The 13318-nt window shown below is 38.9% G+C and carries 9 protein-coding genes; 3 read left to right on the forward strand and 6 right to left on the reverse strand.

The genetic code is table 11. From position 1 onward, the window contains the following. Positions 1-105: 105 nt before the first annotated feature. Entirely contained in the window at positions 106-1344 is a 1239-nt protein-coding gene (locus AC1DDK_RS23115) for an MFS transporter (RefSeq protein WP_477634089.1), read from the reverse strand. A 99-nt stretch (positions 1345-1443) separates the two neighbouring features. On the opposite strand from AC1DDK_RS23115, the gene AC1DDK_RS23120 reads away from it, so the two are divergent. The 3 genes from AC1DDK_RS23120 (at position 1444) to AC1DDK_RS23130 (ending at position 6539) form a co-directional block, all read left to right on the forward strand. Beyond that, positions 1444-2319, forward strand: coding sequence for a LysR substrate-binding domain-containing protein (locus AC1DDK_RS23120; RefSeq protein WP_172659814.1), 876 nt, complete (start codon positions 1444-1446; stop codon positions 2317-2319). Positions 2320-2414: 95 nt separating this feature from the next. Continuing rightward, positions 2415-4508 carry a CehA/McbA family metallohydrolase domain-containing protein gene (locus AC1DDK_RS23125; protein WP_337716571.1) on the forward strand — a complete coding sequence of 698 codons (2094 nt, stop codon included), beginning with the start codon at positions 2415-2417 and terminating at the stop codon, positions 4506-4508. A gap of 69 nt (positions 4509-4577) precedes the next feature. Then, positions 4578-6539, forward strand: a complete 1962-nt coding sequence (locus AC1DDK_RS23130) for a beta-L-arabinofuranosidase domain-containing protein (protein ID WP_477634090.1) — start codon at positions 4578-4580, stop codon at positions 6537-6539. Between the two features lie 42 nt (positions 6540-6581). Here AC1DDK_RS23130 and AC1DDK_RS23135 read toward each other — a convergent pair whose 3' ends face one another. From AC1DDK_RS23135 to AC1DDK_RS23155, 5 genes are read right to left on the reverse strand one after another with little or no spacing between them, the layout of a single operon-like run. After that, on the reverse strand, positions 6582-6989 hold the full coding sequence (locus AC1DDK_RS23135) for a response regulator (RefSeq protein WP_172659817.1): 408 nt from the start codon (positions 6987-6989) through the stop codon (positions 6582-6584). Further along, positions 6979-8058: a hybrid sensor histidine kinase/response regulator gene (locus AC1DDK_RS23140; protein ID WP_172659818.1), complete on the reverse strand. Its 1080-nt coding sequence runs from the start codon at positions 8056-8058 to the stop codon at positions 6979-6981. Before AC1DDK_RS23140 ends, AC1DDK_RS23135 begins: the two co-directional genes overlap by 11 nt. Before the next feature lie 16 nt (positions 8059-8074). Continuing rightward, complete coding sequence (locus tag AC1DDK_RS23145; protein ID WP_172659819.1) at positions 8075-10228, reverse strand: sensor histidine kinase; 2154 nt, start codon at positions 10226-10228, stop codon at positions 8075-8077. Beyond that, a complete protein-coding gene (locus AC1DDK_RS23150; protein WP_048906766.1) occupies positions 10221-10916 on the reverse strand; it encodes a hypothetical protein in 696 nt (231 codons plus the stop codon). The genes AC1DDK_RS23145 and AC1DDK_RS23150 overlap by 8 nt, the downstream gene beginning before the upstream one ends. A gap of 7 nt (positions 10917-10923) precedes the next feature. Then, the gene (locus AC1DDK_RS23155; RefSeq protein WP_477634091.1) at positions 10924-13221 is read right to left on the reverse strand and encodes an Rv1355c family protein; all 2298 of its coding nucleotides are present in this window, start codon (positions 13219-13221) and stop codon (positions 10924-10926) included. Positions 13222-13318 lie beyond the last annotated feature (97 nt).

Here is a 13318-nt window from a genome sequence, read left to right on the forward strand (position 1 = left end):
GCTCTCATAAATATAAACGAAGAAAAGAGCAAAAGGTTTAAACGTTTCTGTGTTTTTTTGGAGGTATGACAGTAATATGATATTGTGAGAAGTTGATTTCTCACTTTACCTTAAATGCAGTAAGGTTTGGAAGGAAATTTGTCGGCCGGAGCGTTTGTTTTGATAAACAACGAACATCGCGGTAGCGCAAAGACCGATTACCCCTGCCAGACAAACTGCTAGTCGCGGACCAAAGGCTTGTGCTGTCCACCCGATAAGTAAGCTGCCAATCGGGATCATTCCCTGGTAAGCCATGATGTAATAGCTGATGGCACGGGCCCTCATTTCGGGAATGGTATGCGTTTGTATGTAGGTGTTTATGGCTGATGTTTGCGCCATCATACCAATTCCGCCGAAGGCCATGAATACAAGTGCTAACGATAATATGCCTGAGTAAGCCAGTAAGATTAAGCTAACCCCGAATATGGTACTTGCCAGCACTACGATTCTTTTTAGTGGTTTAGCAGATCTTAAATTGGCTAAATACATGGCGCTAATGACAGAACCTAAGCCGGCAGCGCTCTCGAACCAGCTAAATGTTCCTGCATCGCCATKAAAAAGATCTTTAGCGAAGATAGGCATGAGGGTGTTAAATGGTATGACGAACAGACTGCTGATGCCTATCATGAGGATCATGCTGCTCAGTTCTCTGTCGCCTGAAACATATTTGAAGCCTTCTTCGAGTTCGATCCAGATGCTTTTCTCTGATCGTTCGACAACGCCGAGGTTCAGTTTCATTAAGAATAAACACACGAGAACGGGGATATAACTTAAAAAGTTTCCGATGAAACAAAAGTCTTCACCAAAGGTGCTGAGGATTACCCCGGCAATGGCAGGCCCCACGATGCGTGCAAGATTTGCCATGGTAGAGTTTAGTGCAATTGCATTGGGAAGGTCTTCTTTATGATCGACCATTTCGACCATTAAGGATTGTCGGCAGGTTACATCAAAAGCATTTATGATGCCCTGCACCAGACTTAAAAAGATGATGGCAGGTATGTTGTAAAATTTGAAAAAGATGATTGCGGCAAGTGCTCCGGCCTGCATCATTGATATTACCTGGGTAATGACAAGGATTTTGTAACGGTTGTGCCTGTCGATTAAACTGCCTGCATAAGGTGAAAGTATGAGCGAAGGGATAAGACTGGCAAAAGCCACCAGGCCAAGTAAAAGTGCTGAGCCTGTTAGTCGGTATACCAACCAGCTGACAGCAGTTTTTTGCATCCAAGTTCCTATTAAAGAGATACTTTGGCCATAAAAGAAAAGCTTAAAGTTGCGGTATTTTAATGATCTAAATATATTCATGTGTAGTAGATGTCTTGAAGACGTTACAAATTTCGGAATAAGTTATTGAGTTGTAAAATTGATTGTTTTAATGATATTGATTAGTTTTAACGATTGATTATGGAACTTAGACAACTCAACTATTTTGTAAAAGCAGCTGAACATCTTCATTTTACTGAGGCTGCAGCTGAATCGTTTGTAACGCAATCGACCTTATCGCAACAGATAAAGCAATTGGAAGAGGAATTGGGCATGTTGTTGTTTGACAGGATAGGCAAACATGTTAGGCTGACGGAAGCGGGTGGTGTTTTTCTAATTCATGCAAAACAGATATTGCTTGATGTACAAAAATCTAAAGCCGCGATATCAGAATTGAATAATCTGGCGGTGGGCGATTTGAAGATTGGAGTTACTTATGCGTTTAGTTCCATGGTGTTACCGGCATTGGCTCCTTTTTCGTCAAAGTATCCGGGGATTAAGATATTTATTGAATATGGTACGCCGGAATCACTGGAGATTAAGCTGAAGGCAGCGGAACTGGATATCATTCTTAGCTTCCATGAAGAGTCTGATAACCAGGGACTGGAAATGCAGCCTTTGTTTTCTTCTAAAATAGTGATGGTGGTTTCGCGTAAGCATCCATTGGCATCTTTAAAGAAGATAACGGTGGCAGAGCTTGGTGCACTGGAACTTATTTTACCGGGCAAGGGCTTTAGTTCGAGAGATTATGTAAATGAGCTTTTTGGTAAACGCAAGATCGTACCGAAGATTAAGATTGAAATGAATGAGGTAAACTCATTGCTGACGCTGGTAGAAAGTACCTCGTGGGTTACGATTTTAAATGAAAAGGCCATCATTAGCTGGGATACGCTGATTGCTATTCCTATTGCTGGAAAGGAACGCTATAAAAGAGCATTTATATTGAGGCAAAAAGGAATTTATCAAAAGAAGGCCGCTAATTTATTTATTGAGGAGCTGAGCAAGATACTGTGGTAAATTGATACGCATTGGCGAAATATTGAGACGGATTGATTACTTAATCAGTTTCATATTGCCTTACTTTGTTTTATAACCATATATAAATTAAGAAGATGCGTAAACAATTAATAATAGTTGTACTCTTTTATTTGTGCAATATAAGTTTGGGTTTAGCTCAGGTTTCTCAAGTAAACACTCAGAAGTTTGACCGTAAATCGGGGGTGACTGCAACATACAGTCAAAGTATTTTGAAAATTACCTGGCCTGCCGGAAGTAATAATTACGGGCAGGTTGACCTTAACATGGAAAAAGGGAAACCGTTGTTTAGTCGCCTATTAATTGGCGAAGCTAAAAAGGCTAAACTGGTTTCAACAGATCTTGATCCAAGCTTTTTGCTCACCATTGGAAAGAGGGATTTGATCTCACAAAATGGATGGAACATATTTTTTGATAAGGTTCCTCAAAAAAAATATAAGACCTATAATGTAGAACTGGAAAAATCGGCTGCGACTGTAAAAACTGTAGGCAGCAGGACGGTGGTGACCATTTCTTCATTAAAAGCTGACCGTTTTTCGGGTGATCTGGAGATTACTTTTTATAACGGGAGCCCGATGTTTAACATAGCGGCAGTGATGGCTACTAAAATAGATTCAACGGCTATTGTATATGATGCAGGTTTAATTAACAGATCGGCAAGCTGGAAAAACATAGCATGGATAAATACGGGAGATAGTTTGCAAACTGCAAATGCGGTTAGTACTGATAGTTCAAAAAATATAGCTGTAAAATACCGCACCATAGCTGCAAAGGGAAAGGAAGGCGTTTTGGCAATATTCCCAGCGCCGCATCAATACTTTTATCCTTTAGATGAGGCCTTTAACCTGAAGTTTACCTGGTATGGCAACAACTACAGGAAAATGACTGATGGATATGGTATTGGGATCCGTCAGGATTTAGAGGGCGACAGGAGGTTTGTGCCTTGGTTTAATGCACCGCCTGATACTAAACAACGCTTAAATTTCTTTTGCCTGCTTAGTGCAGCAGATGAAAGCGCTGCGTTTACTGAGGTAAAGAAATTTACAAATAACGATACTTATGTTAAGCTACCGGGTTATAAAACCATGTCGAGCCATTTTCATAATGAGTTTATCATGAAAGTAGTGTTGGCAAACAAGCCAATTCCAGAAGTTCCTGATTTTGTGAAGGTGTTTAAGAATACGGGGATTGACATTGTGCATTTGGCAGAGTTTCATTATACGGCTCACCCTAAAGGACCGGATGAAACTAGGTTGAAAGAGTTGGAAGCGCTTTTTGAACAGTGTAAAAGACTGTCGGACAATAAACTTCTTTTGCTGCCCGGTGAAGAACCCAATGAGTTTTTTGGAGGCCACTGGCTGGCACTTTTCCCTAAGCCTGTTTATTGGATCATGTCGCGTAAGAAGGAAGCTCCTTTTACTGAAAATCACCCTAAATATGGTAAGATATATCATATTGGCGATAAAGATGACATGCTGAAACTGCTTGAGGATGAGAAGGGATTGGCCTGGACGGCACATGCCCGCACAAAGGGATCTGTTAATGCACCAGATGTGTACAAAGATGAGGCGTTTTTTAAATCAGATCATTTTATGGGTGCAGCCTGGAAGGCAATGCCTGCGGATTTGTCGCAACCAAGACTCGGGAACCGGGTATTGGATTTGATGGACGACATGAACAACTGGAATTTGAAAAAGACCGTGATTACTGAAGCAGATCTTTTTACGATAACACCGGAAAATGAGATGTACGCACACTTAAATGTAAACTACCTGATGATGGATGCTTTGCCTGAGTTTAACAAAGGCTGGCAACCGGTATTGGATGCGATGCAGCAGGGTAAGTTTTTTGCGAGTACAGGGGAGGTGTTAATCCCTGAATTAACTATAAGCGGGAAACGTTCGGGTGAAACAATAGCGTTGGATAAGTCGGGCTTTGCAAATGTTAAGCTTAAACTGAACTGGACCTTTCCAATGAATTTTGTAGAGATCATATCTGGTGATGGCAATAAGGTGTACAGGGAAAAGGTAGATCTTACTAAAACAAAGGCGTTTGGGTCTGAGCTGTTGCAGTTTAAAACTAAACTGAGCAACAGAACATGGGTAAGGGTAGAGGCATGGGATATAGCAGCAAATGGAGCTTTTAGTCAGACTTTTTATATTAAACATTAAACCAAACTACAATACACACACATGCGATTTAATAATTTGTTTTATACACTATGTATAGGTGKGATAACCATGTTAACTGGTTTTACCCTTCATACAAATGCACAGGTTAGTGCCAATCAAAACCCTTATAAAGAATTGCCTTTAGGAGCAATTAAACCACAAGGTTGGTTAAGGGAGATGTTGATCAGACAGAAGGATGGAGCTACAGGCAATCTGGATAAGCTTTATCCGGTTGTGATGAACGAGAGAAACGGATGGCTTGGCGGAGATGGCGATCAGTGGGAGCGGGGACCATATTGGATAGATGGACTTTTGCCGCTCGCTTATCTTTTGGATGATAAAGCACTTATCGCCAAAACAAAGCCCTGGGTAGAATGGGCGATTAAAAGTCAGCAACCCGATGGTTATTTCGGACCAACTAAAGACTATAGCTATGAGCGCGGTATGCAGCGCGATAACAGTAAAGACTGGTGGCCAAAAATGGTAATGTTGAAGGTACTTAAACAGTACTATTCTGCGACAGGCGATAAAAGAGTGATTACATTGATGACCAATTACTTTAAATATCAGTTAAAAGAATTGCCATCAAAACCGCTTGATCATTGGTCTTTTTGGGCGMGTTACCGTKGGGRCGACAACCTTCAGGTGATTTACTGGCTGTATGACATTACCGGAGATAAGTGCCTTCTGGATCTTGGAGAATTGGTGCATAAGCAGACTTTTGATTATACCAATGCTTTTTTAAATACAGACATGTTATCCACTTTTGGAAGCATCCATTGTGTTAATCTGGCCCAGGGATTAAAAGAGCCTATTATTTATTATCAGCAGCATCGCGATAATAAGTATCTGGAAGCCACGGATAAAGGTCTTAAAGACATACGTATACAAAATGGCGTGGCTCATGGGCTATATGGCGGAGATGAAGACTTGCACGGAAACAATCCAACACAAGGATCGGAACTTTGCAGCGCGGTAGAGATGATGTTTAGTTTAGAAAGTATGCTGGAAATTACAGGTAAAATTAATTATGCGGATCATCTTGAAAAGATTGCGTTTAATGCTTTGCCTGCACAGGTGTCGGATGATTTTATGGACCGTCAGTACTATCAGCAGGCCAACCAGGTTATGGTTACCAGACATACCCGTAATTTTAATCAGGACCATAGTGGAACAGATCTGTGCTATGGTTTACTTACAGGGTACCCATGCTGCACTTCTAATATGCATCAGGGATGGCCTAAATTTGCACAAAACCTTTGGTATCAGACAGCAGATAAAGGGATAGCTGCTTTAGTATATTCTCCAAGTGAGGTTAAAACCACAGTAGGCAACGGAGTAGAAGTGACCTTTAAAGAGGAAACAAATTATCCTTTCGAAGAGCAGATCAAGTTTACACTTAGCATGGCCAAAAAGGTAAAATCGGCTTCTTTCCCTTTTCACCTTCGTATACCTGAATGGTGTAAAAAAGGATCGGTAAAAATTAATGGACAGGTGTTTAAAGAAGCTGCGGGCAACCAGATCGTTAAAATAGAACGCGAATGGAAGTCGGGCGATGTGGTTGAATTGGAATTGCCAATGCATGTTTATAAAAACAGCTGGTATGAAAATTCAGTGTCTGTAGAACGTGGACCAATTACGTATGCTTTAAAAATGAATGAAGAAGTGACAAGGGTTAAGAATGATAAGGATCCAATAGAATATGGGAATTATTATGATGAGATAAGGTCATCTTCGCCATGGAACTATGGGCTGATTGAGACGCCAGATAACAAATTTGATGAGCAATATAAGGTAGAGAAAACAGGGATAGTTTCCAATTATCCATGGAACCTTAAGAATTCGCCAATTGCGATTAAAACAAAAGGCAAAAGAATTCCTTCGTGGCAATTGTATAATGAAATGACAGGACCAATTCCGTATAGTTTTGTATATGGTATAGAAACCTCTTTAGAAGAAGAAATTACGCTCGTGCCTTATGGCTGTACCAGCTTGAGAATTTCACAGTTTCCACTGGTTCAGCGGAAGTAAAGGTTGTAAGTAAACAATTGAGCTGTTACAGGAGTGTCTTTCTTAAGCAAGATACTTTTGTAACAGCTTTTCCAATTCCTGAGGAAAGAGGGGTTTCTTTAGAAGCTTAATTACATATGGATTGGCCTCAGCCTTTTTAATATCACCAAAATCCAGAGTAGATGAAAGTATTGCGATTAAGCATTTATCTTTTACAACTGCGGGGAATTTCTTGTAGATTTCTAAGAATTCGAATCCGTCCATTTCGGGCATTTGTATGTCCAGCAAAATAAAATCGGGTAGATTTGCTACATCGTCAATATGTTTGTTTAGATAAGACAGCCCTTCTTCACCAGAGTGACATAGAATCGTCTCATCAAACAATTTAGAGATTGAGATGATCTTTGAGTTTATTTTAAGATCCACCTCATTATCATCCACCAGCATTACTTTTTTGTACTTACTTAACATTAGGGATTGTAATTTTAAAAGTTGTTCCTTCTGCAGTATTTGAACTTACAGATATCTTTCCATTAATCTTGTTGAGCGCTTCTTTAACAATAAATAAACCTAACCCACTACCATGATTGGTCTTGCTTTTAAAGAACTGTGTGAAAATCTTTTCCAGATGTTCATTTAATATGCCCATTCCATTATCAGCAATGGTAATTTCTACTGCTGTTGGGCTGACATTAACATTGATATCTACTTTTTTATTCTTCTCATCTTCTTTTTGATATTTAATAGCATTAGATATCAGATTCCCTAATATCACTTCTATTCTGAAAACGTCTCCATGAAAAGGAATATCCTGTTTAATGTTTACATGGAAATGTGTGTCTCTATCACTATAAGAATAAAGCTCAATCAGTTCATTTATAAGGGTTGAGAAATTTACAGGTGTATGTTTGGCAACGGTTTTATTGTTTTTATAATATTGTAATGTTTTTTGAATATAGTAATCCAGTTTATTAGAACAGGTTTCTATTAAGCCCCAGTATTCGCCGCTGGAATTAAAAAGACCCTCCATTTTTACAAGGTTCACTATACCCATTGCCGAAACCAGAGGAGCTCTTAATTCATGAGAAATACTATAAATAAACCTATTTAGTTCATCATTGGTTTTCTCTAACTCAACAATTTTATTCCTTAAGTCTATTTTGGCTTTGTAAGCATCGTAAGCGTTCTTTATGGAATTATGAAGTTCCAAGTCATTCCATGGCTTAGTGATGTATCTGTAAATGTCGCCATGATTAATGGCATCTGCCAATGCTTCTATGTCAGTATAACCAGTAAGTAAAATTCTTATAGGGTCTGGATAGATTTCAATAATGCTTTTGAAAAATTCCACTCCTGTAGTTTGCGGCATTTTTTGATCCGCTATAATTACATGAACAGAAACATTTTCCAATATGGTTAAACCCTCGGCAGCTGAAAGAGCAGTATAGATCTCATATTGTCTTCTAAAGCCTGCTTTAAAAGCGTGTAAATTGTTCTCTTCGTCATCAATATAAAGAACCCGTACTGTTGGCGCATTCATAAATAAAGTGTTAATTTCAGTTTATAGGCAAGGTAATAATAAATTCGGTACCTTGATTCACTTTTGTTACAACATCAATATTTCCATGATGATTTTCTATAATTCTAAAAACTATAGATAGACCTAATCCTGTTCCCTCGCCAACATCTTTAGTAGTAAAGAATGGCTCAAATATTTTTTGCCTTACTTCCTCTGGCATACCCGTTCCAGTATCCTTTATGCTGATTTTCACTTGGTTACCGTCTTGCCATGATCTTATTGTCAGAATGCCGGGTTCATCTTTGGCGCCTTTCATTTTAATGGCATGTATCGCATTAGAGATTAGATTCATGAAGACCTGGTTAATTTTTCCAGGTAAACATTCTACTTTAGGGATATCTCCAAAATCTTTTATTACTTCAAGATGATCAGGGAATGTATTTTTAACGAGAACAAGGGTAGAAGCAAGGCCTTCATTCAGGTCAACAGGCTTTGTGTCATTTTCATCAAGTCTGCTAAAGTTTTTCAGGCTTTTAATAATTTCAGCAGTCCTTTTAGCTCCTTCAGAAATTCCTGACAATAGGGACTTGATCTCATCCCTTACAAAATCTATATCAATTTGTTTTTTAAATGAATCAATTTTAGCAAGCTGAGGATTAAGATCTTCATTGAAGTCCAGTTTCTCGTACATCATGATTACACTGTCCATGTCAAGAATATCCAATTCCAGCGGTTTGATGTTTGAGGTAACGAAATTAATAGGATTGTTGATCTCATGTGCTATACCAGCCGTTAGCTGACCTAATCCAGCCATTTTTTCTGAATCTACTAGCTGGCTTTGCGCTTCTTTTAAGTCGCTTAAAGTAACTTCAAGGGTTTGGTAAGACTCCTGTAATTCAAGCGTCCGTTCATTCACCTTTTTCTCTAATTCAATATTTTGTTGCAATATCAATTGCTCATTTTCAAGTGATATACGAAGTGCTTCGGCCTGTGAATCTTCTTTCTCCTTTTTAAAGATGTTGATTTTGTCTGCAAGCGCAAAGGATAGCAAGATCACTTCAAGGGCAGAGCCAAAAGGCATCATGTTGTAAGTGATCGTATTGTAAGGTAAAATATTATAGTCTTTAAGCACAAAAATACAAAGACCAAACAAGAACATGCTCCACGCAATTAGAAAGAATTTTGCTGGGCGATAACCTTTTCCGTAAACTAAAACTGCATTTAAAAGCATAAACAAGGCTACCGACATGGCCGCCATTTGAAGCAGCTGATAAGATACGTTCATGTTTCCCAAAAACATCAGTATAAATGCGATGAAGTATAGCAGATAGAAAACCCTTGAGAATTTATGCAGTTTTGGTAGGAATTCCTTGGTATGGAGGAATTTTTTCATAAACTCCAATCCTGTTAAAGCCGCCAGTGGTGTCAATATGTACACCGCATGGAACGAGATCCATACATTGTTCGGCCATAGATACTTAAAAGGGAAGCCTTGGAAATTTGCCTGAAGTAAACCTATAAATAAAATGTTGATGATGTAATACAGGTATGTATTGTCCTTTGTTGAAATATATAGGAATAAATTATAGGTAAACATAACCACCAATACCCCGGCAAAAATTCCAAATATCAAAAACGAATCTGCATTCTTGGCAGTAATGATATTGCTTTCGCACAGTGTGGTGGGAACCTGAAGCTGTTCATATCCACTTATTTTAAGATAAATGGTAGTGGTTTTTCCGGGGTCTAAGCTAAACTTGAAAGTGCTGAAAGGATTGTCAAATGTTCTCTTGTAATAAGGACGCCTGTCTCCTATAAATTCTTTGTAGACAACATTATTTTGGTCATCTAGCTGATAAAAATCAACATAATCTATTGTGGGTAAAGGAATTTGAAGGATGAGGTGAGGGTCATTTGTATTATTTTGTACTTTGAACTTTAGCCAGTAACTGAAATTACTTATGCCCAAATTAGGCACGTCAGAATCAACAGCTTTAAACTCTTCGCTGCTTATTACTGCCTTAAGGTTAAGTTTGTTGCTTGTATCGGTAAGCAATAACATTTGTTTGCCAAAATTGCTTAACGTCTCATCATTATGTAGTTTAATGGCTTCCTGACTTATGGCAGGTAATGCTATCGAGCACGTAAGTAGCAAGGCAAAGAATAACCTTAATAAAAAAGATCTAATCATAGACAGGTATTAATAACTGATAATCTATATCTATCTCACCCTTTGGCCCCTGCTCAATTGTATGTTGTATTGGATTATTTCTCAAATCAAATATACGATCTCTATCATACTCATCTGCCGTTTCCAAAGTTTCGGCATTCATCTTTCTCAATACTCTTGCAATATAGTCGTCTTTTGGATAAAAAAACTCACCATTATTACCAATTCCATTTTCAACTATGAAACCAACCCTTCTTACCATGGGCATGGTGTAGTCTCCACAGATGGTAAATAGTGATCCAAGTCTGATTTGATTTACAATTGCAATACCGGCTCTTACAAGCAAAAGGCTGATACCTATGCCTGCAACGCTTTTTGCATTCCACAAACCGCAGAGTTCACCCGTTCCATCGTCAAAGTATTCGTTGATCACGTGTGCTACTTTTGGATCCATGTATCCTACTGCCTTTTCGACCGGCAAGGGATGAATCCCATCTGCAATATGAACTCTTACTCCTCCAACAACGTTTCCCTCTTCATCCTCGGCAACTATACCATGTACACTTGGCAAATCCATCCACAGCCTGTTATTGGTTGTAATGTTAGTGATACCATAATCTCTCAATACCTGAACATGCCCATCTAGATACCTCTCGCAAGTGTCAAGATCTTTAATTGCTGTAAAAGATCGAAATGTAAATTTTCTCATATTGTGTCTAGGAAAACTTTAAAATATCTTCCAGTGGTCTTTTTAATGATCTAGAAGATGCTTCGTCAGCGTAAGACAACCTGAACATAAAAATTCCACAATTATTTCCCAAAGCAGGAAATATTTTCCGCAGGTCGTATTGTAGGGATTCAAGTTCCTTGGCCATATTAGCCGTCATACCAGCACCATTAGTCTGATTAAACCTATCAAATACAAACAGCGTGCCGCTGATAGGTTGAAACGAGAGACCGTTCAAATTAGCAGTGATCCATGCTCTTTGAAGAGCTTCGCCACCTTTCACAAAACTTTCCGGACTATACTCCGGCATGCTGATCAATCCGATGGCCGACGAAGAAGCAACCCCTCCTTTAGATATTTTTTCAAAAGCGCTTCCGCCTCCCCATTTGTTTAATAAAGTAATTACTTCAGGTTTAGCAGCAACCATCATTCCGGTCCTGTCACTCTCAGATAATTCCAGTGTGGCAATGTCGATTCCTTCAATTATCGGTGATCCGTCTGCAGAAGGCCATTTGATCTCTTTCGTAAAGAGGTCATGGTGGCCCTGAGGATGCAAGAATCTCAATCTTTCTACTGATGCTACAATGTTTGCTATTTCATTAATCGAGTCTCTATCTTCTACAAGATCCAGATGGGCATTTGGTTCATCAATGGTTACATTCTTACTTATTTTTGCAGTAACGGCAGCGTCAATAGGTTGCTGATCACCTTTCTTTCTATTAGTTAACCTTAATCCTACCCCAGCAATCAACTCATTGCGATAGGTTTGTCCCTCTTCTTTGCTAAATCCAAATGCTGCGATTAATCTACTGTCACTTCCTGCCGGAAACAAATTGATTGTTGTTTCCAAACCAAGGCTGGCAGCTTTTATTTTTAAATTMTCAATAGCGGCTCCAAGTGAAATATAAGAAGCTGTATTCTGAAAGTCCATCCATGAAATCGATTGGTTTTCATCATGGAACAAGAACAATTGTTCTTTATGATATAAAAACTTCCAAGGCTGGCTATTGCCTCCGGATGGGGCGAGTCCTGCAGCTGCAGCTAATTCTTTTACCTGCTCATGTGTGAGTGTCAGTTTTGAATGAATTTCAGTAGCTACTATATCTGCTGCTTTTTGCATCTCATCTAATTTCAACTCGGGAGCGGAATAATCTATCACCTTATAGAAATCGTCTTCAGGTTTTACTTTGTCGCTGATGATCTCTTCAAGGTCTACAAAATACCTTCCTGAATCATTGTATTGTCCTAATGCAATCCTTCTGCAAACATCAGCACCTAAAGCACCACCTAAAGCCACCGCCGAGGCCAATTGCGGCCAGGTAGTGATAGACTGCCCAACTTCAACCATAGAAGCTTTTAATCGATCTGACGACGTCTCTAAGCCCACCATAGGAAGGAGATAGGGGATCTTCTCTTCATTGGTCTTTAAATATTTAATTTTTGTGTGATCCAGGTGGTCTATTAGTCCATGTAATATAGCTCTGTCTGGCTCAAGGTCAAACCTTTCCACATCCAGCGTGCCTTTATCGCTGGCATCCATTACAACGGGAACACGAAGCGCTTTTGCCTTATGTCTTAGTAAAATTTTAATATCCAGTCCATCACACTCATCTACAATCACATCAAGTTTTCCGCCTTCCAAAAAGAAGCGATCCATATTCTCTTCCGTCATTCCATCTTCAAAAAGTGTAACTTTCAAAAAAGGATCTATTTCTTTAATTTCTCTGGCTACAATCACTACTTTCGGCAAGCCCAGGTTGTGTACACCAGTTCGGATCCTGTTTAGGTTTGTTAGTTCCAGTAAATCAAAATCCGCAAGTCTGATCTCTCCAAAACCACGTTCCATAGCCATAGTTATGGATACTGATTGGCCTACAGAAAGACCAACAACACCAACTTTTTGCCTGCCTAAAATATCCCTTTCTTCTCTTGTGATCTTGTAAATGTTGCGGCTGGTCCGCATTTCGATAAATTCTTCTTCATCAAGCAAATGCACTAAACGTTCAGACCATGGGTAATATACCCATACCCCATATTCCTGCATAGACAGATCACCGATATGAAGTTTTTTTAAGTGCTTTAATTCTTCTGCACTTGGTTTCTTTTTGGGTAATTTAGACTTTATTAAATCATCCAACTGAGTGTCAATTTGATCATGTATGGAGATGTGTTGCTTCTTTTTAAGCAATTCCTCTAGCCTGTTTTTGTCATTTTCCAAATAAATTCGAAAAAATAAAGGCTCTGTAGCCATAGTGTTTTCCACTGAGTTGTTCTCAAATAATAGCATCGCAATAATAGATAAAAAATATACCCCCAATTATTTATTTCAATAAATACAAAAATAGTATATTTGCTAAATATTTAACTATCTTAAGTAGGAGTTT

The sequence above is a fragment of the Pedobacter sp. 05T44 genome (assembly GCF_056395985.1).

Bases quoted from the DNA above. Each gene is read 5' to 3' on its own strand.
- AC1DDK_RS23120 (WP_172659814.1), top strand. From the start codon at position 1,444: ATGGAACTTAGACAACTCAACTATTTTGTAAAAGCAGCTGAACATCTT.
- AC1DDK_RS23125 (WP_337716571.1), top strand. From the start codon at position 2,415: ATGCGTAAACAATTAATAATAGTTGTACTCTTTTATTTGTGCAATATA.
- AC1DDK_RS23135 (WP_172659817.1), bottom strand. From the start codon at position 6,989: ATGTTAAGTAAGTACAAAAAAGTAATGCTGGTGGATGATAATGAGGTG.
- AC1DDK_RS23140 (WP_172659818.1), bottom strand. From the start codon at position 8,058: ATGAATGCGCCAACAGTACGGGTTCTTTATATTGATGACGAAGAGAAC.
- AC1DDK_RS23145 (WP_172659819.1), bottom strand. From the start codon at position 10,228: ATGATTAGATCTTTTTTATTAAGGTTATTCTTTGCCTTGCTACTTACG.
- AC1DDK_RS23150 (WP_048906766.1), bottom strand. From the start codon at position 10,916: ATGAGAAAATTTACATTTCGATCTTTTACAGCAATTAAAGATCTTGAC.